Here is a 24,583-nt window from a genome sequence, read left to right as displayed (position 1 = left end):
GGGCTGCTGTTCGCGAAGCTGTTCGAGGAGACCGACCTCCCGGACGGCCTGATAAACGTCGTCACCGGCCGCGGCTCCGAGATCGGCGACCGCGTCGCGAGCCACCCCGAGAGCGACGTCGTCGCCTTCACGGGCTCGACGGAAGTTGGAAAGCACGTCGCCGGCCTCGCCGGCGAGAACCTCGCGGTCCCGGCGATGGAGCTCGGCGGCAACAACGCGCACGTCGTCACCGCGGACGCCGACCTCGACCGCGCGCTCGACGCCGCCGCGTTCGGCTCCTTCGTCCACCAGGGACAGGTGTGCATCTCGATCAACCGCCACGTCGTCCACGAGGACGTGTACGACGAGTACGTCGCGGGCCTCGTCGAGCGCGCCGAGTCGCTGCCGACCGGCGGCGTCCACGATCCGGAGACGATCGTCGGGCCGATCATCGACGAGTCGCAGCGCGACGAGATGCTCGGCTACGTCGAGGAGACGGTCGACGCGGGCGCGACGCTGGAGACCGGCGGTCACACGGTCGACGTCGACGGCGTCGACGACTCGCTCGTCGTCGCGCCGACCGTCCTCTCGGGCGTGACGAACGACATGCCCGCCGCGGCGAACGAGCACTTCGGCCCTATCGCGCCGGTGATCCCGTTCTCCGACGTCGACGAGGCGGTCGAGATCGCCAACGACACCGAGTACGGGCTCTCGGGCGCGGTCCACTCCGGCGACCTCGGCACGGCGAAGGCGATCGCGGACCGCATGGAGACCGGCAACGTCCACATCAACGACCAGCCGATCAACGACGAGGCGCACGTCCCGTTCAGCGGGGTCGGCGCGTCCGGCGTCGGCCACTACAACAGCGACGCGTTCCTCTCGGAGATCACCGAGACCAAGTGGATCTCGATCCAGCACGAGCCGCGCGAGTACCCGTTCTGAGCGGGTCTCCCCCGCTGCGCGGCTGCTGGCCGAGACGCCTCGGCCGGCTCGTCGCCTCAGACGCTCCACTCCTCCTCGGTGTAACACATCTCCCAGAACGCGTGTTCGAGGCGCGCGCTCCGCAGGAACGCCCCCCGCATCGCGTCCCGCTCGCCCGGGTACGCCTCGCCGTATCGGTCCACGAGCCCGCGCATCCATCCGACCGTCTCGCGGAACTCGTCGCTCGTGTACTTCTCGATGAACGGGGTGTACCGATGCGCCTCGGTCGCGAGCGCCGCCATGTGGTCGGCGACGTCGAGGTACCCCTGTCCGCACGGGTAGACGGCGGCGGCGACCTCCGCGATCGACCCCTCGTGGGCCGTCCGGACGAGGAAGTCGGTGTAGGCGGCACAGGTCGGCGCCTTCTCGACGGCCTCCAGGTCAGCCGGCGAGAGCCCGTAGTCGGCGGCGAACGAACGGTGGAGTTCCATCTCGTCTGCGAGCGTGGCGTGAGCGGTTCCGGTGAGTCGCCGCGTCGTCTCCTCGTCGTCGGCCTTCGTCCCCGCGAGCGCGAAGACGCGCGCGTAGTCGAGCAGGTACCGGTAGTCCTGTTTCACCCAGTGGCGGAACGCCGCCTCGTCGAGGCTCCCCTCTGCGAGTTCGACGACGAACGGGTGCTCCTTCTGCGCGTCCCAGATGTCCGATCCCGCGTCGAGGAGTCGGTCGCTGAACGCCATCTCGTTGGCCCCTCGTTCTTGCGACGTGTTATAACTAACTAATATCACTAAGTAATAGCCAGTGTAGTGATCGCTGTCGACGAGCGTATCGGCGGCGAACGGAACGAGACGTGGTCTCCCGGAGTTCGGGAAGTGGAACGCTTCGAGGAAGGAAGTCGGCAGCGGGGGTCGGCCGCCGCGGGCGGCGTTACGAGATGGAGTACGTCGCGGCCGCCATCAGCAGCATGGTGAGCGCGAGCGCGAGCCCCATCAGGTAGGTCAGCGAGCGGTTCTCCCAGCGGAGGTGCTGGAAGTACGCGACGATGAGCAGCGTCTTGACCGTCGCGATCACCAGCGTCCCGACGATCGCCTGTGTGTACGTGAACTCGATGAACGACGTCTCGAAGAGCGCGAAGTTCATCGTCGCCGCGACGAGGAGGGCGACGTATATCGCCGAATACAGTTTCACGGAGTCGTGCGCCATCTTACACTCCACTTCGTCCGTGCGCTTAAAGAATTAACCATCCGGGGGTGCCCGGTGTCGACGCCGATCGGGCCCGATGCCGGCGTCGAGCGCGGTCACGCCGACGTGTCGGATCCCGAAACGCCTATCCGCGCGACGGCCGGACCCCCGGCCGGTCGCAGTCCGCGATCGGGACCCCACGTGACTCCGCTCGAACCGACGGACGACCTGCTCGAATCGCTGTACGTCGTCAACAAGGTGGCGAAGCAGTTCGCCGACGAGGCCACCGCGGCCTACGAGCGCGGCGATGTCACCGAGAGCAACGTCCGATCGGCGCGGAAGGACGCTCTCTACCGGCTCAAGACCGCGGTCCTCTCCCGTATCGTCGCGTACGACGCCGACCGGGTCACCGGCGAGTACCACGCCATCAACGGCGACGTGTGGCTGTTCCTCACCGTCGGCGACTGGCACTTCCACCAGCCGCCGCACGCGATCGGCGGCGAGCTCACCGACGCGATCGCGATCGCGAACTCCCGGGCGAACCCGATCGACGCCCCCTACGAACGCGACTCCGCCGTGAAACGCTCGGACCGGACGCTCGAAGCGGCCCTGTCGCACCTCGCCGAGGTCGGCGCCAACGCCAACGACCACCTCGCTCGACCGACGGTCACCAGCGAGCACGACCGGATCGTCGACGTCCGCTGGTCGTTCCTCTCCTGAACTCCGTCTCGTCGCCACAAAAAGCGATTTCGCGTCCGAACGGCCCGCCGAGAACCCCGCTTAGGCTTCGACGACTTCGATCGCGCCGAGCATCCCGTTCGCCTGGTGGGGCGTACACTGGTACAGCTGGATCCCGGTGTTGTCGAACGACTGCTCGAAGGTGGCCCCCTCCTCGGAGACGGCGTCGCCGCTGTTGAAGTCGGACTCGGAGCCCTCGACGGAGGCCACGTTGTGCGCGCCGCCGTTCCCGGTCCACTCCCAGACGACGGTCGTGCTGGAGTCGATGCGGATCGCCGCGGGCGAGAAGGCGAACCCGACATCGCCGGCGCCGACCTCAACGGTCACCTCGTCCTGTCCGGTGAAATCCATGATCGTGCCCTCGTACATCCGGGCGTCCGAGAGGTACTCGTCGATCTCGTCCGGCACGTCCTCGGCCGCGTTGCCGCCGCCGGAGCCGTCGGAGCCGTCGGAGCCGTCGCCGCCGTCACCGCCGTCACCGCCGTCGCCGCCGCCGGAACAGCCGGCGAGCGTTCCGATGGTCAGCGCGGCGCCGGTTCCGGCGAGATACCGCCGTCTGGACAGGTTATCAGACATCACTTTCCGTAGGGGTTCAAGCCTTACAAACCCCGCGGTGTCTCTTGATTTGTGGGGACGTACGACGGTGTATCACGCCCCCGGACGCCCGACCGGACCGAGTCACGAAGCCCGGGTTTATCGCGCTCCGACGCTTCCCGAGAGACATGCGCGAAGACGCGCTGGCGACCCGGCTCGTCGAGCACTTCGAAGCGACGGTCGACGATCCGGCGATCCGGCTCGAAGAGCCGTACGACGCCGACGGCCGCGAGGGGGTCGTCGACCTGTTCGTCCGGACGCGGACGCCCGAGCCGGTCGACCGCGTGATCGAACTCAAGGCCGACGCCGCGGTCCGCCGCGCCACCGGCGCGAACGAGGTCCTCAGGCAGTACCGTCGGATGGAGCGGTATTTCCACGCCGACGAGCGCCACGCGCTCCGTCCCAAGCTGGGCCGGGACGAGCCGGGCGCCCGCTACCTGCTGTGTTTCGCGCCGACGCCGACCTGCGTCCACCACGTCGCGACGAACCGCACGCTGTACGGCTCCGTCGACCCGGAGGCGCATGCCGGCGACGTCCCCGCCGTCCGCACCGTCGCGTTCCTCACGGGGCTCGACGGCGACCCCGCCGACCTCGGACTGGTCTCCGTCAACGGCGAGGTCCAGTTCGGATCCGAGCCGTTCAAGCGGGCCGTGCCCGACGACTCGCGGCTCGCCGAGAGCTTACGCGGCGTCGACGACGGCCTGATCGAGTTCCCCTGAGGCGGCTCGGGAACGTCCGACCGTCCGGTCGCCCGCGATGGCCCTTCAGAGGCCGAGTTCGCGCCCGATGACGACGTGTTGGATCTCGCTGGTCCCCTCGCCGATCTCCATCAGCTTCGCGTCGCGGTAGAAGCGCTGCGGCGCGAAGTCGGTGGTGTAGCCGTAGCCGCCGAGCGTCTGGACCGCCTCCTCGGCCACCTCGCGGGCGGCCTCGCTGGCGTCGAGCTTCGCAAGCGCGGACTCGCGGGTGACCGACTCGCCGGCGTCGTACTTCGACGCGGCCCGGTGGGTCAGCAGGCGGGCGCGCTCGATCTGGCGGTGCATGTGGACCACCTTGTCGCGGACGGCGTCGAACTTCGATATCGGCTTTCCGAACTGCTCGCGCTCGCCCGAGTACTCCTTGGCGGCCTCGTAGGCGCCCTGCGCGAGGCCCACGGAGAGCGCGGCGATGGAGATCCGCCCGCCGTCGAGCGTCTTCATCGTCTGTGTCCACCCCTCGCCCTCCTCGCCGAGGAGCCGGTCCTCCGGGATCCGCACGTCGTCGAAGGTTATCTCGCAGGTGGGCGAGCTGTTGAGCCCCATCTTCTCCCAGACCGTCGTCACCTCGAACCCGTCGTCGTTCGCCGGGTCGACGATGAACGTCGAGATGCCGTCGTACCCCGCGTCCGGGTCGGTCACCGCCTTCACGAGGATCGAGTTGGCGACGTTCGCGTTCGTGATGAACTGCTTGGTGCCGTTCAGGACGTACTCGCCCGCGTCGGCGTCGAACTCGGCGGTCGTGTCCATGTCGGAGGCGTCCGAGCCGCTGCCCGGCTCCGTGAGCGCCCACGCGCCGATCCCCTCGCCCTCCGCGAGCGGGCGGAGCCAGCGCTCCTTCTGCTCGTCGGTGCCGAACAGGTCGATCGGCTTCGCGCCCAGCGAGGTGTGCGCGGCGTACGAGAGCCCGATCCCGCCGGAGACGCGGCCGAGTTCCTCCGTGACCAGGGCGTACATCAGCTGGTCGCCGCCGAGGCCGCCGTACTCCTCGGCGACCGGGACGCCCATCATGTCGAGCTCCGCGAGGGAGTCGAACACCTCCTCGGGGAACCGGTGTTCGTCCTCGATCTCCTGGGCGATGGGTGCGATCTCCGCCTCGCAGAACTCCCGGACGGTGTCGCGTATCATCCGGTGTTCCGCGGGTACCTCGAAGTCCATGGGCAAGAATTGCGACCCGCGGGCATAAACGATGCGAACGACCGTGACAGACCGTCCCGGGGTGGGACCGTCCGCGAGCCGACGACTTATGAGGCGCCGCCGCGTTCCGCCGATATGGAGTTCCGGCAGCTCGTCCGCGGGCGCGTCGACTGGCCCGACATCGAGCGGGTCGCGCGCGAGCTGGCGGACCGGTACGACCGCGACGAGATGCGCGTGCGGTTCCTCGACGCGGACAACTGGCTGTCGACGCCAATGGTCGTCGACGACGACCTCTTCGTGAAGGTGATCACCCGGCAGAACACGCTCGTTCACGCGCTGTTCACCACGGGGCGGAACCTCGGTGCGTTCTCCGCGGGCACCGAGGGGTTCTTCGAGCGCCACGAGACCCCCTACGAGATGGCGCGCCACGAGCTGGAGGCGACCCGGCGGGTCCGCGAGCTCGGGGTCAACGCGCCGGAGCCGGTCGAGGCGTTCGAGGTCGACGGCCTCGGCGTGCTCGTGTTGGAGTACCTCCCCGAGTTCCGCACGCTCGGCGAGCTCGACGCGGAGACCGTCGCCCGGCTGGCGCCCGACCTCTTCGCGACGCTCCGGACGGTCCACGACGCCGGGCTCGCGCACGGCGACCTCCGCGCCGAGAACGTCCTCGTCGCGGACGGCGAGCTCTACGTCATCGACGCGACCCGCGTGAGCGACGACGGCCGCGAGGCGGCCCGCGCCTACGACCTCGCGAGCGCGCTCGCGGCGCTGGAGCCGCTGATCGGCGCCGCCGACGCGATCGAGGCCGCGCTGACGAGCTACTCGGCCGACGAGCTCCTCGCGGCGCGCCGATTCCTCGACTTCGTCGCGATCCGCCCCGACCACGACTTCGACGCCGCGGAGCTGACGGGCGAGCTCGAGAAGCGCACGGCGTGAGACGCCGCGAGAAGGCGGACCGACCGGAGACTCAGCCGCCCAGGTACAGCTGCGAGACCTCTTCGTCGTCCAGCAGCTCCTCCGGCGTCCCCTCGAACCGGACGGTCCCCTGATCGAGGACGTAGCCCCGGTCGGAGATGCCGAGCCCCTTCGTCACGTTCTGCTCGACCATGAGGATCGCCGTGTCCATGTCGTTGACCTCTTTGACGTCCTCGAACACGTCGTCGGCGGTGTTCGGTGCGAGCCCCGCCGACGGCTCGTCGATGAGCAGCACGTCGGGCTCCATCACCAGCGCGCGGGCGAACGCGAGCACCTGGCGCTGGCCGCCGGAGAGCGTCTTCGCCTTCGAGCCGCGCTTCTCGTCGATGATCGGGAACCGGTCGTACAGCGTCTCGATGACCTCCTCGAGGCTCCCGTCGCGGGCGACGCCGCCCATCCGGAGGTTCTCGTCGATCGTCAGCGAGCCGAACACGTTGTCGGTCTGCGGGACGTAGCCGATCCCCTCGCGGACGATCTCCTCGGGCGCCATCCCGCCGATGTCGCGGCCGTGGTACTCGACGGTCCCCGTCCACGGGGTCAACATCCCGAACGCGGTCTTGAGCACCGTCGACTTCCCGGCGCCGTTGGGGCCGACGAGACAGACGATCTCGCCCGGGTCGAGCCGGACCGAGCAGTCGTCGAGCACCTGCACCTCGCCGTACCCGCTGTCGACGCCCGACAGCGAGAGCACGGGGTCGGTTCCGCCGTGAGGCCCGTCCGCGGCCCCGGTCGTGTCGTCTGTCATACCGTCGCTCATGTTCCGCCTCCGAGGTACGCGTCGATGACGCGGTCGTCGTTCCGGACGCCCTCCGGCGTCCCCTCCGTCAGGACGTGTCCCTGATCCAGGACGACGATCGGGTCCGCCAGGTCCATCACGAACTCCATGTCGTGTTCGATGAGCAGGAACGTCGTCCCCTGCTCGTTGAGCCGCCGGATCTGGTCTTTGAGCTTCTTCGCCAGCGTCGGGTTCACCCCCGCCACCGGCTCGTCGAGCAGCAGCACCTCCGGCTCGGCGAGCATCGCCCGCGCGAGCTCGACGAGCTTCATCTGGCCGCCGGAGATGTCGGTGGCGGGCTGGGTCGCGAGGTGGTCGATCTCGAAGTCCTCCAGGATCCGCTCCGCCTCGGCGAGGTTCGCCGACTCGCTCTCCGCGACCGTCCCCGGCGAGGTGAAAAGCGTGAGGAACGACTCGCCGGGCTGTTTCCGCGGGCCGACCAGCATCGCCTCGCGGACCGTCATCCCCTCCAGCTTCCGGGGCGTCTGGAACGTCCGGATGAGCCCGTGTTCCGCGACTTGGTACGGCTCCATCCCGGTCACGTCGGTCCCGTTCACCTCCACGGTCCCGCCGTCCGGCTCGTAGAAGCCGGAGATGAGGTTGAACAGCGTCGACTTCCCGGCGCCGTTCGGGCCGATGAGCCCGGTGATGGTGCCGCGCTCGACCGCGAACGTCGCGTGGTCGGTCGCCGCGAGCCCGCCGAACGACTTCTGGAGGTCGTCGACGCGGAGGACCGCGTCCTCCTTCGGAAGCGCGCCCTCACTCATCGTCACCACCTCCCTTCCGCTCGCGGACGCCGCTGTCCGGCGTCTCGGGCGTTCCGCCACCGCCGACCGCGCTCGGCCAGATCAGCTCCCGCTGCGGCGGGAGCACCCCCTGCGGCCGGTAGCGCATGACGGCGACGATGACGACGCCGATCAACAGCAGTCGCAACGGCGCGGGGTCGATCGGGAGCGCCACGTCGTTCAGGAAGCGCGTCCCCTCGCGGATCGTGACGATGACGATCCCGCCGAACAGCGCCCCGCGGTTGGAGCCGCTGCCGCCCAAGATCACCGCGACCCACGCGTAGAACGTCGTGATCGGGTCCAGGTCCCCCGGCCCGACGTAGAGGTTCAGGTGCGCGTAGAAGACGCCCGCAAGCGCCATTATCAGGCTGCCGAGGACGAACGACTGCATCTTGAACGAGTAGGTGTTCTTGCCCAGCGCCCGCGCGAGGTCCTCGTCGGAGCGGATCGTGCGCAGCACGCGCCCCCACGGCGACCGGTGCGCGCGCCGGAGGACGAAGTACGCCGCGCCCGCGAACGCGAGCACCAACAGGACGTTCAGCGACGCCTGCCAGAACGCCGTCTCTAAGATCACCGGCGACCCGGGGATCACCTCCAGCCGGAGCCCCGGCATCGCTTCCGGGAACGTCGAGAGCACCGGCCACCCGTCGAAGAAGCCCGGGATGCCGCGCAGCCCCGCGCTCCCGTTCGTCAGCCAGCGCTCGTTTAACACGATCAGCCGCACGACCTCCGCGAGCCCGAGCGACGCGATGGCGAGGTAGTCGGCCCGGAGCCGGAGCGTCGGGATGCCGATGAGCAGCGCGAGCGCGAGCGCGACGACGAGCGCGACGGCGAGCCCGACGAGCGGACTGAAGCCGCCGGCGATCGGCGAGCCGCTCGCGGTCATCAGCGCGGTGCCGTACGCGCCGATGCCGAAGAACGCGGCGACGCTGAAGTTGATCAGTCCCGTGAACCCCCACTGGGCGTTCAGCCCGAAGGACAACAGCGCGTACATCCCCGCCAGCCCGACGAGGAACAGGAAGTACGTCGGACCGAGCGCGCCGGTGAGCATCGCGACGAAGAGGAACAGTACGAACGCGACGCTGACGCCGAGCACCCACCCCTCCGGGCGGGACAGGTCGGCGAACGCCGCTTTCGGGTCGTCGAGGAGGCTCACGTCGCGCCCTCCCCGGCGATCCCGTTGGGCCGGACCAACAGCACGACGACCATGATCACGAACGCGATCGCGTTCGCGTACTCGATGGTGATCATGTTCTCGATCACGGTCGCGAGCCAGTTCGGACGGATCGGTAGCGCCTCGACCACGTTGGAGAAGAACGGCGTTAGCTGGTTTATCATGCCGATGAGGAACCCGCCCGCCATCGCGCCGTAGACGGAGCCGATCCCGCCGAGGATCACCGCCGCGAAGATCACCAACAGGAGGTTAAACCCCATCCGGGGCGCGAGCTGGTTGAACAGTCCGAGGAACACGCCGCCCGCGCCGGCGAGCCCGGCGCCGATGACCCACGTCCACAGCTTGACCCGCTTCGTCCGGATACCGCTGACCCGCGCGAGGTCGGGGTTGTCCGCCATCGCGCGCATCTTCCGACCGAGGTCGGTGTACTGGAGCAGGACGTGGAGCCCGACGACGAGCGCCACCGCCGACCCGAATATCGCGACGTCGTGGAGCGTTATCCGGACGCCGTACGGCACCAGCGCCTCGATCGGCCGCAGCGGCCGGACGTCGAATCGGGTGAAGTCGGAGCCGAACCGGATCTGGATCACCGCGCGGTAGATGAACGCGATCCCGATCGACGTGATCAGCAGGCCGATCGAGTCGACGTCGAGCGGCTCGTAGATGAGCTTCTCGGTGGCGACCGCCACGACCGCGGCGACGGCGATCCCGACGACCAAGGCCAGGAAGAAGCCGTACGGGAGCCCCAACACCGCGCCGCCGAGCCCGCCGACGGCGCCGAAGGTCACGAGCGCCGAGTACGCGCCGATCGTCATCGTGTCGCCGTGCGCGAAGTTCGCGAAGTCCGCGATGCTGTACACCAGCGACAGCCCGATGCTGCCGAGGACGATGATGCTGCTGAACACCAACCCGTTAGCCAGGTATCCGAGGACGGTCATCGGTCGGGATTAGCCTTCGATGAAGTCGATGCCTTCGTACGCGTGGTCCTGGACCTCCAGGACCTGAAGGAAGCCGACCGGGTCACCGTTCTCGTCGAAGTCGATGGGGCCGCTGACCCCCTGGTAGTCGACGTCGTCCGGTCCGCCGCCGTCCGCGAGGATCCCGCTCGCGGCCTCGAACGAGGTCACCGTCTCGCCCTCCGGGCCGGAGACGCGCCGGACGGTGTCCTGGAGCGCCGCCCCAGTGAACTCGTCCGCGGCCTGGATCGCCAAGGCGGCGTTGATCACGCAGTCGTACGCGTACGCCGCCCACGAGGTCGGCTGCTGACCGTACTCCGACTCGAAGGCGTCCGCGAACGACTGGTAGTTCTCCTCCTCGACTGGCGCGGACGGAACGACGATCTTCATCCCCTCGATGCTCCCCTCGGGGGTGTTCTCGAGGACGTTGTCGCCGGAGACGGAGTCGGCGCCGTAGAACTGCGCCTCGTACCCCGAGGAGAACACCTCGTTGACCATCGTCGCGAACTCGGCCTGGTAGGTGATGAACAGCCACGCGTCGGCGCCGGAGCTGTTCATCTCCGAGATGACGCCGGAGTACGACTGCTGGTCCTGGTCGTGCGGCGTGTTGTAGACGACCTCGCCCTCGTACGCGTCGACGAACGCGTCCGTGAGGCTCTGGCCGTAGTCGTTGTTGACGTAGGTGATCGCCACCTCGTCGTAGCCGTCGTCGCTGATGAGGTTCGAGAGCGCGAGCGACTGGCTCCGCCCCGACGGCGACATCCGGAGCAGCCCCGGGAACTCGGTGAGGTTGAGCCCGGTGGAGTTCTGGCTCAGCTGAACGACGTCCGTTCCTTCGATGACGCTCTCGTAGATGGCCAGCGAGACGCCGGAGCCGACCGCGCCGATCAGGAACGGCACGCCGTCCTGATTGACGAGCTTCTGGGCGGCGGCGATCCCGCCCTGGTTCTCGCTCTCGGAGTCCTCGACGACGATGTCGAGGTCCCGCCCGTTAATGCCGACCTCGTTGACCATCGAGAGGGCGAGGTTGACGCCGCGCTGGTTCCGCTCGCCGAACGCCGACAGCGACCCGGTCTGGGAGTCGACCATCCCGATCTCGTAGGTCTCGGTCGAGTCTCCCCCGTCGTCTCCGTCGCCGCCGTCGCCCGCGTCGCTGCCGTCACTGCCGTCGCCGCCGTCGCCGCCGTCGCCGCCGTCGTCGGTCGTGCTGAGACAGCCCGACAGTCCGACGAGTCCCGCACCGCCGGTCAGTTTCAGCAGCGTCCGCCGATCCGTCGTGCCCGTGGTATCCCGTGACATATGTTTCCGATAGTCCCGAGCACATTCGGCTACCTTAACCCCGGCCCGTCCATGGTCGGTGAGCGCGGGGCAGATCGATGAATCGGCTGGTAGTGGCACTGAAAGCATTTTATACAGGAATATATTTTCGGAACGATTGGTCGGGTGCCATTATATACCGCTCCGGATCCGCAGTGATCGCATGATCCCGCCCATCGCGAGCAACTTTGTCGCCGGGGAGTCGCCGGAGGCGGCGCTCGCTCACGTCGAGGGGCTCAACGACCGCGGCGTGGCCGGCATCCTGAACCTCCTCGGCGAACACTACGAGGAACGGCCCCCCGCCGACGCCGACGCCGACGCGTACGTCGACCTCGTCGAGGCGATCGCGGAGCGCGGCGTCGACGCCTGCGTCTCCGTCAAATCGAGCCAGATCGGCCTCGACATCGGGGACGACGTCTTCGAGGAGAACCTCGCGCGCATCGTCGAGGCGGCCAACGCGCCGGCGGCGACCGGATCGGCGGAGACCGGAGCGGACGGGACGGGCACCTTCGTCTGGATCGACATGGAGGACCACGAGACCACCGACGTGACGCTCGACGCGTTCGAACGGCACGCGGTCGAGACGGACGGCAACGTCGGCGTCTGCGTGCAGGCGAACTTGAAGCGGACCCGCGAGGACCTCGAACGGCTCGCCGACCTCCCGGGGAAGGTCCGACTCGTCAAGGGCGCGTACGACGAGCCGGCCGAGATCTCCTACAAGGAGAAGGCGCGCGTCGACGAGTCGTACCGCGACTGCCTCGCGTACATGTTCGAGGCGTTCGACGACGGCGTCGCCGTCGGGAGCCACGACCCCGCGATGATCGACTACGCGAGGGAACTGTACGCCGACCACGGGACCCCCTACGAGGTCCAGATGCTGACCGGCGTCCGGGAGTCGGCGCAGTTCGAACTCGCGGCCGAAGACGACGTGAACGTCTACCAGTACATCCCGTACGGCTCCAAGTGGTTCTCCTACTTCTACCGGCGGATCCGGGAGCGCAAGTCGAACGCGCTGTTCGCGCTGCGCGCGATCGTCGGGAACTGAACGAATCGGGTCAGGAACTGGCGATCCGGCGTTACGATCTGTCAATCGGAGTGTGGTGATGCGGTCAGATTTTCATAAGTGATTGACGGACCGACGACGGACGCTCCAAAGCCCCAGCCGCTCGCTTATAAATAGCCGCTAGCAGATCGGCGGCGAACACCTCCAAAGCCCCAGTCGCTCGCTTATAAATAGCCGCTAGCAGATCGGCGGCGAACACCTCCAAAGGGGCAGTCGCGAGGACGGCGCACGCTCGCTGCGGTCCTCAGTCGCTCGCTTCGCTCGCTCCTTGCGGTCCTTACGTCACCTGCGCCGTCCTCGCGACTGCCCCTTTGAGTCCCACCCGACTGCGACCGCACAGCACCTCACGCCTCCCCAGCCTCGTCGCTGGCGGCGACCGCCGCCAGCGACTCCCTCGCGCCGTCGGTTCGCGGCCCTCCGGGCCGCTCACCGGGGCGCGCCACCGCCTTCATTTATAAAAATCGCCGCTATCGCTCGCGGGTATTTAAATACCGTATCGCGCTCGACACTCTACAACACTCGCTCCGCCGTCGACACCGCCGATCACGGGTCCAAAAGCTTCGACTCCGCCTTCCGGAGGTGTTCGAGCAGCGTCGTCTTCGAGACCTCCATGTCGTCGGCGAGCTCGCGCGTCGACGCCTCTCGGGGCCACTCGTAGTAGCCCGCTTCGCGGGCGTGTTCGTACACCTTCCGCTGGGTCGTCGTCAGCGTGTCGAGCCGCTGCTCGCGGGGGGTCCGCCCCGCGTGGCCCGACGACGACATCGACTCCACCGTCACCTCCGCGCCGGCTGCCTCCTGAACCGCGTCGAGCGACTCCCGGATCTCGGTGCGCTCGCCGACGAAACACACCTGCCACTCCTCCCGTCCGCCCTCGATCCGGACCGGCGCGCTGTGGACGAAGCCGTGTTCCAAGAGCGTCGGACACACCATGTCGCCCGGGTCGTACTCCAGGAAGAACTCGCGGACGACGTTGCCCGGAGCGTCCCGAGCGCGCCCGAACCGCTCCTGGAGTTCGAGCAGGTTCCCCGCGCGGTCGGACTCGCGGATCGCGTCGAGCAGCGCTTCGACCTCCTCGTTCGTGTCCCCGAACGCCGTGAACAGGCCGTTCACCGTGTTCGGCGCGTCGCTCTCGGCCATCGGTGAGTTGTAGATAGCGTGCGCGAGCACGCCGCCGCCGGTCTTGTTCGTCGCCTCGATCGCCCAGCAGTTCGGATGCCACAGATCGAGCGTGAGCCTGGTTCCGGCCCACTCCACCGCCCCTTTCCCGTCGGTTGTCGACATTGTTCACACGTCGTAAGCAGCGCACCACCAAGACCCTGCCGACCATGGTAGGGTGGGTTATTTGGACGTGCCGACCGGACGTCTCGAACATGGCGCAGCCCTACCAGCATTACATCGACGGTGAATGGGTCGACGGCGACGGGTCCGAGACCTTCGAGAGCGAGAACCCCGCGACCGGAGAGACGCTCGGAGAGTTCCGTCAAGGGACCCCCGAGGACGTGGACCGCGCGGTCGACGCAGCGGACGCGGCGTTCGAAGAGTGGCGCGAGCTCTCGCGGATCCAGCGCGCGGAGTACCTCTGGGACGTGTACCACGAGCTCCGCGACCGGACCGACGAGCTCGGGGAGATCGTCACCAAGGAGTGCGGGAAAGAGATCAGCGAGGGGAAGGCGGACGTGGTCGAGGCCGCGCACATGGTCGAGTGGGCCGCGGGCGACGCCCGGCATCCGAAGGGAGACATCGTCCCCTCGGAGATCCCCTCGAAGGACGCGTACATGCGACGGAAACCGCGCGGCGTCACCGGCTGTATCACGCCGTGGAACTTCCCGGTCGCGATCCCCTACTGGCACATGGCCATCGCGCTGGTCGAGGGGAACACGGTCGTGTTCAAGCCGGCCGAGCAGACGCCGTGGTGCGCGCAGATCATCGCGGAGATGTTCGACGACGCGGGCATCCCCGACGGCGTGTTCAACATGGTACAGGGGTTCGGCGACGCGGGCAACGCGATCGTCGAGAACGACGACGTCGACACCGTCATCTTCACCGGTTCGGCCGAGGTCGGCCACCACATCCAAGAGAAGCTCGGCGGCGTCGCCGGCAAGCGCGCCGCCTGCGAGATGGGCGGCAAGAACGCGATCGTGGTCACCGAGGAGGCGGACCTCGACGTCGCGGTCCACTCCGCGGTGATGTCCTCGTTCAAGACGACCGGTCAGCGCTGCGTCTCCTCCGAGCGCCTGATCGTCCACACGGACGTGTACGACGAGTTCAAAGAGCGGTTCGTCGAGGTCGCGGAGTCGGTCGCGGTCGGCGACCCCCTCGACGAGGACACCTTCATGGGGCCGCTCATCGAGGAGGAACACCGCGAGAAGGTCACCCGGAACAACGAGGCGGCCCGCGAGGAGGGCGTGAACGTGCTCGTCGACCGGACCGAGCTCGACGACGAGGAGATCCCGGACGGCCACGAGGACGGCTACTGGGTCGGTCCGTTCGTCTACGAGGCCGACGCCCACGCCGACCTGACGTGTACTCACGAGGAGGTGTTCGGACCCCACGTCGCGCTCATGGAGTACGACGGCGACATCGAGGAGGCCGTCGAGATCCAGAACGACACCGACTACGGGCTGGCGGGCGCGATCATCTCCGAGGACTACCGACAGATCAACTACTACCGCGACCGCGCCGAGCTGGGGCTGGCGTACGGGAACCTCCCGTGCATCGGCGCCGAGGTCCAGCTCCCCTTCGGCGGCGTGAAGAAGTCCGGCAACGGCTACCCCTCCGCCCGGGAGGCGATCGAGGCCGTCACCGACCGCACCGCGTGGACCCTGAACAACTCGAAGGAGATCGAGATGGCGCAGGGGCTCTCGGCGGACATCAAGACGAAGGACGACTGATCCGTCCGGAATGACGCCCGGTGACGGGCGTCCGAATTCCTTTTACTCCGTCACGCCGCGAACCGCCGCGACCGCCTCTTCCGGCGTCTCCGCCGCCGCGAGCGCGCCGCGAGCCGCGAGCCGCTCGCGCGGGCGCCCGACCGGTTGCGGCTCGGAGGCGGTCTCGATCAGCTCGGCCTCCCGCAGGAGCCGTTTTATCCGCGTGAACGTCGAGGGGCTCCCGAGCCCCGCGTCCTCGCAGGCCCGGCGGAGCGCGTGGTCAGAGACGCCCTCGCGGGCGCCGACAGCGTAAGCGCGGACGCGGGTCTCCTCGGAGTCTGGACCCGCGGCTCCGCGCGAATCGGCGTCGACCTCGGCGTCGAGCGCGCGGAGCACCGCCGCGGCGACCGACTCGTCGCACCGCGCCGCGAACCCCTTGTACACGCGCCGCCGGTTCGGCGTTCGGAGTCGGTACGGCTCGGCCGCCGCGAACGCCGAGGCGTACCGCTCGCGGAGCGAGGTGTCGTCGCCGATCCGGTGCCACCGACTCACCGCTCCGGTCGCCTCCTCGCTCGTCTCCCCGCCCGCCCCGTCGCGCTCGCTTCCGATCAAGGCGAATCCCGTCTCCGCCCCCGCCAGCACGGGGTTCGGCTGCGGCGTGTCGAGGACCCGGAGGTCGACCGCGTCGGCGTCGAAGAGCGCCGCGAGCCGGCTCGCAGGCCGGAACCCGGCGGTCACGGCGTCGACCGCGGGCTCGCCTGCGAACACGTTCAGCGGCGGGAGACCGGACGGGTCGCGGTCTCCCTCCCCGCCGTCCCCGCGCGCGTCACCGGCAAGCTCCGCGACGCTCGGATCGACGAGCGCCGGGGCGGCCTCGCGGTACGCCTCGACGACCGCGCGGAGCAGTCGCGGTCCGGGGTCGACGAGGGTCGGGTCGGAGAGCGCGCCCAGCGGGAGCGGATCCGGGGTCGAGGGGAGCGCGGGTCCGGTCGCCATCGACCCGTCCTACGGGCGCGACGCATTAAGGGTTCGGGGCGCGGCAGGCGCACGGGACGCGCACGGAACTGCGGGATCGTGACGTGCCGGCTCGCGCGCCTTTTTCACCCGGCGGCCGGAACGGGAACCCGTGCCACCGCTCGACCTGTCGATCGGGCTCGGAACGTCCGGGCTCGACGACCCCGAGACCTGTACCGACACCGTCGCCGCGGCGCTGGACGCCGGCTACCGCCACGTCGACACCGCGCAGATGTACGACAACGAGGCGGCGGTCGGCGAGGGGATCGCCGCGAGCGACGTCGACCGCGACGACGTGGTCGTCGCCACGAAGGTCCACCCCGAGAACCTCGCGCCCGACGACGTGCGCGAGACGGCGCGGGCGAGCCTGGATCGGCTCGGCCTCGACCGCGTCGACCTCCTGTACGTCCACTGGCCCATCCGGGCGTACGACGCGGAGACCACGCTGCCCGCGTTCGACGAACTCCGCGACGAGGGGGTGACCGACCACGTCGGCGTCTCGAACTTCACGCCCGATCTGCTGCGCGAGGCCCGCGAGATCCTCGACGCGCCGATCGCGGCCCACCAAGTCGAGTGTCACCCGCGGTTCCGACAGCCGGAACTGCGCGCCCTCGCCGACGAGTTCGACCACCGGCTCGTGGGCTACTCCCCGCTCGGCCGCGGGGAGATCCTCGACGATCCGGCGATCCTCGAAATCGCCGAGCGGAACGACCTCTCGCCGGCGGTCGTCGCGCTCGCGTGGGCGCTCGACCGCGGGATCGTGCCGATCCCGAAGGGGCGGGGCGACCACCTGCGGGAGAACCTGCGCGCGGTCGACGTCGACCTGCCCGACGAGGACCTCGATGAAATCGACGCGCTCGATCCGGGGGACCGTCAGATCGACCTCGACGACGCGGCGTGGAACCGCTGACGGGGCGGCCGGCTGACACCGCGATCAGACCGCGTCGAGCCGCGCCCGCAGCTCGGCGTCCGCCCGATCGACCAAGGCATCGAGGGGCTCGTCGAGGTACGGTACCCACTGATCGATGAATCCCGAGCGCCCGAGCATTCTGACGACCTCGTAGACGGGGCGCCGCCGTTCGAACCCCGCGGGAAGCCCCCCGGCGCGCTCGCGGTATCCCTCGCGGAGGGCCGCGGCGAACCGCTCCGGGCCGGTCGAGTCGAACCCGTTGAGCAGCTGGTCCTCCGCGCGCACCAGGTCCCGAGCCGGGTCGCCCACGTGGGAGAGCTCCCAGTCGATCGCCGCGACGCCCGCGCCGGCGGTAGCGTCCGCCCCGTCTCCTTCGGCCGTCACGAAGAGGTTCGGCTTCGTGACGTCGCCGTGGAGCAGCGCCGCCGGCGCGCCGTCGAGCAGGTCCCGGTTCGCGCGCACGCAGTCGACGACGGCGTCGTAGTGGTCGGCGAGCCGCTCCGAGGTGCCGATCTCGCGCGTCCGCTCGACCGTCGCGAGCAGCACGTCCGTCCACGGTGCGAACTCGATCGCGAGTCCGGTCTGCGCGTCGGGTCCCGCGGTCGCCGCTCCTTCCGCCGCGCTCCCGCGCTCCGTCCCCGCGCCGACGATCTCCCCGTGGCTCGCGAACCGGTCGGCGTGGAGCGCGGCGAGCGCGCGCCCGACGCGGCGGAGCAATCGCTCGCGCCCGTCGTCGCTCGCCGCCTCGTAAACGTCCAACAGTCCTCGACCGGGCGCCGGCGCCGTCGCGAGGTACGCCGGGTCGCCATCCGGATCGGCCGCCAGCACCTTGGGGACCGGGAGTTGGCCGTGTGCTCCGACGTATCGGAGCACGGCGCGTGCCCGGGCGAGCCGGTTGCTCTCGTCGGCCAGCGCGACCTTGAGGAACGCCCGTCCGCCGTCGGCGAAGGCGACGCCGACCGTCTCGTTGGCGCCGTTCCAGGAGGGGCCGACGCCGGTCAGTCGGTCGACCTCGCGGTCAGGAAACGCCGCGGCGAGCGCGCGGTCGATCGGATCCGATCTGGGCCCGTCCATGCGTGCTCGTCCGAGTCGGCCGATGTTAAGATTGTTGTCAGGGTTGGACAAAAATCGAGCAAGAACCACGGTAGCACGCTTCAGAACTCCGAAACGAGATAATTACCAACAAGGTCATACGTGTTGGGGAATCAGACTAATCCAGTGAACGACGGGGCATCCGGGGGGCGCATCGAATTCGAGGTCGACGGGACGACGCTCACCGTCCGGGACGTGATCGAGGGCGAGGAGATGGAGTTCCGTGTCGACCGCGAGCCGGATCTCTCATCGGCGCTCCCCGAACTGTTTCCGTCTCCGGTCGACGATGCGGTCAGTTTCGAGACGGAGTCGCTGGTGATACCCGACTACGCGTCGATCGTCTTCCGGGACGTTAACGGTGACCACGTCGCCAGACACAGCGATTCGATAGAACTCGAACGCGGCTCGTACTGTATCGAAGTGAACGGGGTGACGAAGACACTCATCCGCGTGACGGACGTCGAAATCGCAGCGACCGGCGACGGAGATCCCGGCCCGATCACTATCTCGTTCGACCGCCCCCGGACCGTCTCGGTCGGTGCGCGCTCGTTCCACACGCGCCCCGAGGCGACGATCACCGTCCCCGACGACCCGGTAGCTCTAACCGAGGTCGTGTCGCTGCTCGGATCGTCGATCAAGGAGTTCTCCCCGGAACGGTCGTGGCCCACCTTGCGCGGTTATCCGCCTCGGATCGAGCGCGGTGACTCTCTCGACGTTCCGAGCCCGCTGTCGGTGCCCGACACGGGCGTCGAGGTAGTCGTCCGACCGACGTACGCCGACGTGTACCGGCTCTCGACGCTGTCGTACTACCTCGGGGCTCGAATGGTGACGGGCGACGCCCCGGCGATCCGACTGGACACGGGGTACGAGGAACGGCTGCCGATAGAGGGGGAAGCGCTCGAAGAGCGGGTCACGGAACTGTTCCGAACGTGGTTCTTCCTCGACACGCTCGCGCGGACGGAGGGGTATGTCCCGTCGGACCGGTACGAGTACGACGCGGTCGGTCCCGATCTCCCCTTCTATCCGCCGAACCTCGCCGACCAATCCATGAGCGAGCGGCTGATGGAGTACCTAGAGGTCGATCCCGAGACGGTCGAGCCTCATCTGCCGGCGTGGCCGACGGAGGCGGTCCTCCGGCCGGTCTCCGCGTCCGCGGAACTGCTGCCGCACCTCGCTCACGTCCTCGCGCCGGTCCGCGTCCGGGGCGACGCCGATCCCTCCGCGTCGGACGCGCCAGTGGGGATCGCGACGTCGCCTCAGGCGGCAGCGGATCTGTCCGCCTTCGGCCCTTCGAACACCTCATCGGGACCGGGAAAGACGGCCCCCTCTCGTTCGAGTCGGGTTCCGTCTCCGGACGCGGACCCGATTCCTGCGGGCGCATCCGTGATATCCCCCGACGCGTACGAGAACCGACTTCGGAGACAGATCCCAGAGCGCGGCACCCTCTCGGTCGCGTTCCTCTTCGAGGACGAGAAACGTGCCCGATCCGTTCGGGGGTCGATGGTCGAACCCGCGGAACTCGACGGGATCGGGTCGCTGGACGTGATCGGTTCGCCGTCTCGCGACGCGGTCGTCGAGACGCTGTCCGACCCCGACCTCGACATCGTCTTCTGCGGGGCTTCGGTGACCGCCGGCATCACTGAGGCCGACGGTTCGCTCCGTCTCAACGGACGGGACGAGGCACCGAAACTGAACGTGTTCGAGGGAACGAGGAACACCGCCGCCGGCGTCGATGCGGTCGAGCGTGGGGGAGCGGGGGCGATTCACCTCAGCGACAGCGTGTCCCCGGAGCGACTCCGGACCATGATCGGACTCCTCACCGGGGGCTCCCCGATCGGAGTCGCGACTCAACTGAGCCTTCGAGACGGACCCGTGACTGCCCGCTACGTCGGTGACCCGTCGACCGCGGTCGCCGTCGATCGTGGACTTCCGACTCAACTGTATTCCTGCCACTCACAGGCGGACGATACCTACCGCGTGGGCTGCCGGTCGTTCCTCTCGACCGAAGGGCTAATCGGGGGCGAGTACCGGTTCACCGGGGTTTTCATCGACCGGAAATCGTTCCTGATCGGAACGAGCGTGGAGGCCGGGACTACTGACGCTTCAGGGGTTCTCGAGATACACAGCGAGAAGTCACCCGTCCTTGAGTTCTCGGACGAACTCGTCCTCTGGAGCGACGATCTCTCCCCGGATGAGATCACTGCGATGGCCCGAAGCCGACGGTCAGACGTCAGATCAACCGAATCCGCGTGCGAAACGAGTCCGGAGGATTGAGAGGCCGTACTCTCGGGATCTCGTTTCCGCCGATATTTTTTATTCCCCGGCTGACCAACCGCCGCGTATGCCCCAGATCCACCTCGACGAGGAGACGGTCGAGCGGCTGGACGCGCTCCGGGTCGATGACGAGGAGTACGACGAGATCGTCAACGAACTCATCAGCATCTACGAGGCGGAGGAGCTGACGCTGTTTCGCGGCAGCGACATGAAGTAACGACGGGGGACAATCCCCGCCGGTGTCCTCGGCCTACTCCTGATACGCGACGCGGACCTGCTCCCACTTCCCGACCTCCTCGAGGTGCGCCTGTAGCTCGTCGGCGTACTCCTGAACCAGCCGCTCTGCGGCCTCCAGCTCCTCGTCCGAGGGACCGCCGGATCCGCCCCCGCCGCCGAGCCCGAGCGCGCCCTTGATCGAGTCGACCACGCCGCCGCCCGACCCGCCGGTGTCGCCGGAGCCGCCGGGGGCGCCGCCCATCCCAGCCATCTGCGACCGGAGGTTCTCCAGTTCGGGCATGATCGCGGGGAGGCTCGACGTGTCCGCGACGACGCGCGCCGCCTCGGGGTCGTCGGCGTTCGCTATCTCGAACTCCGTGGCCGTCATGATTAGTCCCCACTCCTGGCTGGAGAAGCGCGACGCGGCGACGCGCTCGTTGAACTGGTTGTCGACGGTCATTCGCTCGCCGACGATGGCGTCGGTCCACTCGCTCATACGCCTCCGTTCGCCGGTCGCGGTGAAAAGTCCGTCCCCCTGCGGCGAGCTGCGTCCGCGGTCGCCCGGACCGCGCCCGGGCCGCGCCCGAGCCGAGCCCGTTACCACCGTCGCAGGTCCTCGAACGCGCCGCCCGCGAGCCCCGGACCGGTCGGGACCGCGATCTGCCCGTCCGCGACCGGACAGGGATCGGGCGCCAGGTCCTCGTCGAGCAGCGACCCGGTCGCGAGCCCGCACGGGGAGACGCCGGGGATCGCGGCCGCGACGTGGACGGCGGCCGTCCGCGCGACGACGGCGTCGATCGTGGTGGTGACGACCGGGTCGACGCCGGCCGACCGCGCCCGCAGCGCGACCGCGAGCGCGCGGTCGGGCCCGCCGAGCGCCATCGGCTTGAGCACGACCGCGTCGGCGGCGCCCGCGTCGAGCACTGCGTCGATCCCGCGTCCGGCGACCGACTCGTCGGCCGCGATCGGGACTCCGTCGCTCGGTCGTCCGGGACGGTCACCCTCGCGAAGCGCCGCCAGCCCGTCGAGGTCGTCCGCCGGGAGCGGCTGCTCGACGTACGCGAGGTCGAAGTCGGCCAGCGCGTCGAGCGCGCGCCGCGCCGTCTCGCGGTCCCACGCGCCGTTGGCGTCGGCGCGGAGCGCGACGGCGTCACCGACGGCCTCGCGGACCGCGCGGACGCGTTCGACGTCGGCGTCGACGTCGCGGGCGCCGACCTTCAGCTTGAGGCAGTCGAACCCCTCGTCGACCGCCCGCTTCGCCTCGGCGGCGGTCTCGCCCGGCGACCCGTCCCCGACGGTCGCGTTCACCGGAACTGCGTCCGCGGGCGTCGCGGTTACACCGGCCTCGTCCGCGAGCCGGTCCGCGAGCCGCGCTTCCGCGTCGCGGGCGGCGGCGTCGGCGAGCGCGAGGGAGACGCCGTGTCGCGCGGCCGGCGTCGACGCCGCGTCCGGCATCGATTCGGGAATCGCTCGGCCGTCGAGCTCGTCGAGCGCCGCCGCGCAGGCCTCGCGCGACTCCGTCCAGCCCGGGAGCGGGGTCGCCTCCCCGAGGCCGACCGCGCCGTCGTCGTCGCTCCCCGCGCCGTCGTCGTCGCTCCCCGCGCCGTCCCCGTCGCTCCCCGCACCGTCTCCGTCCCCCCCCTCGTCGTCTCCGTCGCTCCCGCGTTCGACCGCGATCAGGAACCCCTCTCGCCGGCGGATCGCTCCGCGGGCGGTGCCGAGCGGGCGGGTCAGGTCGAGTGCGAACGACCGGCGTCGCATCGCGTGAACCGGGCCCTGGCCACGGGGGTCGTCGGCGGTCACACCGCGAGGCCGACGGCGAACGCGGCGGCGTACGCCGCGAGCAGTTTGCCGGTCGATTCGAGCGCGGGGTTGAGCGCCTCGCCGGACGTCTCGGTCAGCACCGTCCGCGCGACGACCGCGGCCAGCGGGAGCGTGACGAGCGGGAGCAGCGTCGCGAGCCCCTCGCCGCGCGCGACGAACCACAGCGGGGCGAGGTAGGCGACGGCGAGCATCGCGAGGTACTCGGCGCGGGCGAAGCGGTAGCCGAATCGGACGGCGAGCGTGCGCTTGCCCGTCGCGGCGTCCTCCTCGCGGTCGCGGAGGTTGTTGACGACGAGGATGTTCGTCGACAGGCCGGCGATCGGGAGGCTCGCGACGACCGCCGCGACCGTGACCGTCCCGCCTGGCACTCCGAGCGGGAACCACCCGGAGAGGAGCGCGGCGGCCTGGACGTAGTACGTCCCTGTCACCGCGATCACGCCGAAGAAGACGAACACGAAGAGGTCGCCGAGGCCGTGGTAGCCGAGCGGGTACGGCCCGCCGGTGTAGGCGATCCCGGCCGCGACGGAGGCGAGCCCGATCACGAGGATCGGGACGCCGCCGACGGCGACGAGGTAGGTCCCCACGAGGATCGCGGCCGCGAAGGTGAGCCACATCGCCCGCTTCACCTCGGCCGGCTCGATGAGGCCGCTGGCGACGACGCGCGTGAACCCCTCTCGGTCGTCGGTGTCGGCGCCCTGGATCGCGTCGTAGTAGTCGTTCGCGAAGTTCGTGCCGACCTGGATCAGCGCCGCGCCGACGAGCGCCGCGAGCGCGGGCAGCGGGGCGAACACCCCGTCCGCGAGCGCCAGCCCGACGCCGACGATCACCGGTGCGGCCGCGGCAGGGAGCGTCTGGGGACGCGCGGCCATTACCCACGCCCGCCGGCGGGTCACCTCGGTACTCATTGTCGCAAGTTGGTGCGTGGCGTCCCTTAACCTTGCCATCGCGGATCGGCGCCACACCGCGCCGCCGGCGCCACGGAACGGGCCCGACCGGCCGCGTCGATACCGGTCGCGGCCAGCGACGTACCGATCGCGGCCAGCGACGTACCGATCGCGGCGAACGATACCGAGTCGCGTACACCTATCCCCCGCGGGCGCGACCGCTCGCCATGGCCCGCGTTCCCTACGCCGAGGCGACGGACGTGCCGGACGAGTACGAGGACCTCCTGGAGTCGTCGCTTCAGGGCAAACCGCTCCACGTGTACCAGTCGATCGGCAACAACCCCGAGGTGTTGGCGGGGCTCCGGTCGTTCCTCGGGTCGCTGTGGACCGACAGCGGCCTCACGGACCGGGAGCGCGAACTCGTCATCCTGGCGGTCACCAGCGAGACCGGGAACCGCTACGAGTGGCACCAGCACGTCAACATCGCCCGCGGCGTCGGGATCGACGACGACGAGATCGCGGCGCTCGGGAGCGGGAACCGATCGCCCTTCGGCGACGAGGAGACGACCCTGATCGAGTACGCGCTGGCGGTCGTCCGCGGCGAGGTCGACGCGATCGCGCACGACGAGGTCGCGGCGCTGTACGACGACGAGACGGTCGTCGGTATCGCCGCGGCCGCACGGGGGTACGACGCGCTCGGCGGGATGATCGACGCGTTCGACCTCGAACTGGAGCCGGGGACGGAGTTCCACGGCTGGGATCCCCGATAGCGACCGACAGATTCGACAGGGATCGGCCCCTACCAAGCGTATGAGCGACACGGAGACAGTGACGGCGAACGGCGTCGCGGCCCGCTACGAGGAGACGGGCGGCGAACGCTTGCTCACCTTCTCGCGGGACGGCCGCGAAGCGACAGTCGCGCAGAACGCCGAAGGGTACGCCATGCTGAAGGTCCGGTCCGGCCCCGACGGCGACGAGTTGGAGCGGTACTACGGGTTCGACATGGCGCTCGACCACGCCGCGGAGCTCCTCGGCGTCCCGGTCCCCGACCTCCCGGTGCCGGACGCCGCCGCCGACATGGGAATGTAGCCGCGGTAGCGGACCGATCGGGCGGCGCGGGCGCCGTTTCTCCCTCGCGTCGGCGCCGGCGACGC

26 protein-coding genes are annotated in these 24,583 nt (G+C 69.4%); 11 read left to right on the top strand and 15 right to left on the bottom strand.

What is annotated here, in order from left to right:
* Positions 1-921, top strand: a 921-nt coding sequence (locus C470_RS03425; protein WP_008365288.1) for an aldehyde dehydrogenase family protein, incomplete at its 5' end; no start/stop codon positions are given.
* A gap of 56 nt (positions 922-977) precedes the next feature.
* Here the strand turns inward: C470_RS03425 and tenA are convergent.
* Together tenA and C470_RS03415 are read right to left on the bottom strand one after the other, a co-directional pair.
* Positions 978-1,637, bottom strand: a complete 660-nt coding sequence (gene tenA, locus C470_RS03420; RefSeq protein WP_008365287.1) for a thiaminase II — start codon at positions 1,635-1,637, stop codon at positions 978-980.
* Between the two features lie 187 nt (positions 1,638-1,824).
* On the bottom strand, positions 1,825-2,100 hold the full coding sequence (locus C470_RS03415; protein WP_004596324.1) for a cytochrome C oxidase subunit IV family protein: 276 nt from the start codon (positions 2,098-2,100) through the stop codon (positions 1,825-1,827).
* A gap of 180 nt (positions 2,101-2,280) precedes the next feature.
* Between C470_RS03415 and C470_RS03410 the strand changes: the two genes are divergently transcribed.
* On the top strand, positions 2,281-2,799 hold the full coding sequence (locus C470_RS03410; RefSeq protein WP_008365286.1) for a hypothetical protein: 519 nt from the start codon (positions 2,281-2,283) through the stop codon (positions 2,797-2,799).
* A gap of 60 nt (positions 2,800-2,859) precedes the next feature.
* On the opposite strand, the gene C470_RS03405 is transcribed toward C470_RS03410, so the two are convergent.
* A complete protein-coding gene (locus tag C470_RS03405; protein ID WP_008365285.1) occupies positions 2,860-3,393 on the bottom strand; it encodes a halocyanin domain-containing protein in 534 nt (177 codons plus the stop codon).
* Between the two features lie 146 nt (positions 3,394-3,539).
* Between C470_RS03405 and C470_RS03400 the strand changes: the two genes are divergently transcribed.
* Positions 3,540-4,130, top strand: coding sequence for a hypothetical protein (locus C470_RS03400; protein ID WP_004596321.1), 591 nt, complete (start codon positions 3,540-3,542; stop codon positions 4,128-4,130).
* 45 nt (positions 4,131-4,175) lie between these two features.
* On the opposite strand, the gene C470_RS03395 is transcribed toward C470_RS03400, so the two are convergent.
* Positions 4,176-5,324 (bottom strand): acyl-CoA dehydrogenase family protein, encoded by a 1,149-nt coding sequence (locus C470_RS03395; RefSeq protein ID WP_008365284.1) that lies wholly within the window; start codon positions 5,322-5,324, stop codon positions 4,176-4,178.
* A gap of 114 nt (positions 5,325-5,438) precedes the next feature.
* On the opposite strand from C470_RS03395, the gene C470_RS03390 reads away from it, so the two are divergent.
* Positions 5,439-6,236, top strand: a complete 798-nt coding sequence (locus C470_RS03390) for an RIO1 family regulatory kinase/ATPase domain-containing protein (protein ID WP_008365282.1) — start codon at positions 5,439-5,441, stop codon at positions 6,234-6,236.
* 31 nt (positions 6,237-6,267) lie between these two features.
* Here C470_RS03390 and C470_RS03385 read toward each other — a convergent pair whose 3' ends face one another.
* From C470_RS03385 to C470_RS03365, 5 genes are read right to left on the bottom strand one after another with little or no spacing between them, the layout of a single operon-like run.
* Positions 6,268-7,020, bottom strand: coding sequence for an ABC transporter ATP-binding protein (locus C470_RS03385; protein WP_049908563.1), 753 nt, complete (start codon positions 7,018-7,020; stop codon positions 6,268-6,270).
* Positions 7,021-7,028: 8 nt separating this feature from the next.
* The gene (locus tag C470_RS03380; RefSeq protein ID WP_004596317.1) at positions 7,029-7,817 is read right to left on the bottom strand and encodes an ABC transporter ATP-binding protein; all 789 of its coding nucleotides are present in this window, start codon (positions 7,815-7,817) and stop codon (positions 7,029-7,031) included.
* Complete coding sequence (locus C470_RS03375) at positions 7,810-8,991, bottom strand: branched-chain amino acid ABC transporter permease (protein ID WP_004596316.1); 1,182 nt, start codon at positions 8,989-8,991, stop codon at positions 7,810-7,812. The genes C470_RS03380 and C470_RS03375 overlap by 8 nt, the downstream gene beginning before the upstream one ends.
* On the bottom strand, positions 8,988-9,947 hold the full coding sequence (locus C470_RS03370; RefSeq protein WP_004596315.1) for a branched-chain amino acid ABC transporter permease: 960 nt from the start codon (positions 9,945-9,947) through the stop codon (positions 8,988-8,990). Before C470_RS03370 ends, C470_RS03375 begins: the two co-directional genes overlap by 4 nt.
* 9 nt (positions 9,948-9,956) lie before the next feature.
* Complete coding sequence (locus C470_RS03365; RefSeq protein WP_008365279.1) at positions 9,957-11,264, bottom strand: ABC transporter substrate-binding protein; 1,308 nt, start codon at positions 11,262-11,264, stop codon at positions 9,957-9,959.
* Positions 11,265-11,445: 181 nt separating this feature from the next.
* On the opposite strand from C470_RS03365, the gene C470_RS03360 reads away from it, so the two are divergent.
* Positions 11,446-12,327: a proline dehydrogenase family protein gene (locus C470_RS03360; protein ID WP_007993840.1), complete on the top strand. Its 882-nt coding sequence runs from the start codon at positions 11,446-11,448 to the stop codon at positions 12,325-12,327.
* 561 nt (positions 12,328-12,888) lie between these two features.
* Here the strand turns inward: C470_RS03360 and C470_RS03355 are convergent.
* A complete protein-coding gene (locus C470_RS03355) occupies positions 12,889-13,626 on the bottom strand; it encodes a helix-turn-helix domain-containing protein (protein ID WP_007344495.1) in 738 nt (245 codons plus the stop codon).
* Between the two features lie 89 nt (positions 13,627-13,715).
* On the opposite strand from C470_RS03355, the gene C470_RS03350 reads away from it, so the two are divergent.
* Complete coding sequence (locus C470_RS03350; RefSeq protein ID WP_004596311.1) at positions 13,716-15,236, top strand: aldehyde dehydrogenase family protein; 1,521 nt, start codon at positions 13,716-13,718, stop codon at positions 15,234-15,236.
* Positions 15,237-15,278: 42 nt separating this feature from the next.
* Here the strand turns inward: C470_RS03350 and C470_RS03345 are convergent, their stop codons facing one another.
* Positions 15,279-16,211, bottom strand: a complete 933-nt coding sequence (locus C470_RS03345; protein ID WP_008365276.1) for a transcriptional regulator TbsP domain-containing protein — start codon at positions 16,209-16,211, stop codon at positions 15,279-15,281.
* Between the two features lie 130 nt (positions 16,212-16,341).
* Between C470_RS03345 and C470_RS03340 the strand changes: the two genes are divergently transcribed.
* Positions 16,342-17,139 (top strand): aldo/keto reductase, encoded by a 798-nt coding sequence (locus C470_RS03340; protein WP_008365274.1) that lies wholly within the window; start codon positions 16,342-16,344, stop codon positions 17,137-17,139.
* Between the two features lie 24 nt (positions 17,140-17,163).
* Here the strand turns inward: C470_RS03340 and C470_RS03335 are convergent, their stop codons facing one another.
* Positions 17,164-18,213 (bottom strand): phosphotransferase family protein, encoded by a 1,050-nt coding sequence (locus C470_RS03335; protein ID WP_008365271.1) that lies wholly within the window; start codon positions 18,211-18,213, stop codon positions 17,164-17,166.
* A 144-nt stretch (positions 18,214-18,357) separates the two neighbouring features.
* Here C470_RS03335 and C470_RS03330 point away from each other — a divergent pair, with 144 nt between their 5' ends.
* The gene (locus C470_RS03330) at positions 18,358-20,505 is read left to right on the top strand and encodes a hypothetical protein (protein ID WP_008365270.1); all 2,148 of its coding nucleotides are present in this window, start codon (positions 18,358-18,360) and stop codon (positions 20,503-20,505) included.
* A 67-nt stretch (positions 20,506-20,572) separates the two neighbouring features.
* A complete protein-coding gene (locus C470_RS16000; RefSeq protein ID WP_004596306.1) occupies positions 20,573-20,722 on the top strand; it encodes a DUF7557 family protein in 150 nt (49 codons plus the stop codon).
* 33 nt (positions 20,723-20,755) lie between these two features.
* On the opposite strand, the gene C470_RS03325 is transcribed toward C470_RS16000, so the two are convergent.
* The 3 genes from C470_RS03325 to C470_RS03315 all read right to left on the bottom strand — a co-directional run bounded on the left by C470_RS03325 (position 20,756) and on the right by C470_RS03315 (position 23,450).
* Positions 20,756-21,217 (bottom strand): DUF5799 family protein, encoded by a 462-nt coding sequence (locus C470_RS03325; protein ID WP_007344490.1) that lies wholly within the window; start codon positions 21,215-21,217, stop codon positions 20,756-20,758.
* Positions 21,218-21,318: 101 nt separating this feature from the next.
* A complete protein-coding gene (locus tag C470_RS03320; protein ID WP_008365268.1) occupies positions 21,319-22,524 on the bottom strand; it encodes a mandelate racemase/muconate lactonizing enzyme family protein in 1,206 nt (401 codons plus the stop codon).
* Positions 22,521-23,450 (bottom strand): 1,4-dihydroxy-2-naphthoate polyprenyltransferase, encoded by a 930-nt coding sequence (locus C470_RS03315; protein ID WP_049908352.1) that lies wholly within the window; start codon positions 23,448-23,450, stop codon positions 22,521-22,523. Before C470_RS03315 ends, C470_RS03320 begins: the two co-directional genes overlap by 4 nt.
* 206 nt (positions 23,451-23,656) lie before the next feature.
* On the opposite strand from C470_RS03315, the gene C470_RS03310 reads away from it, so the two are divergent.
* Both C470_RS03310 and C470_RS03305 read left to right on the top strand, forming a co-directional pair.
* Entirely contained in the window at positions 23,657-24,199 is a 543-nt protein-coding gene (locus tag C470_RS03310) for a carboxymuconolactone decarboxylase family protein (RefSeq protein ID WP_007344487.1), read from the top strand.
* Between the two features lie 40 nt (positions 24,200-24,239).
* Positions 24,240-24,518: a DUF7111 family protein gene (locus C470_RS03305; protein ID WP_007344486.1), complete on the top strand. Its 279-nt coding sequence runs from the start codon at positions 24,240-24,242 to the stop codon at positions 24,516-24,518.
* The last annotated feature ends 65 nt before the right edge of the window (positions 24,519-24,583 follow it).

The organism is Halorubrum distributum JCM 13561, assembly GCF_000337395.1.
In the GTDB taxonomy this organism is placed as follows: Archaea; Halobacteriota; Halobacteria; order Halobacteriales; family Haloferacaceae; genus Halorubrum; species Halorubrum distributum.
Note: the sequence above shows the minus strand (reverse complement) of the source record. Positions and strands in the feature narration are given on the sequence as shown.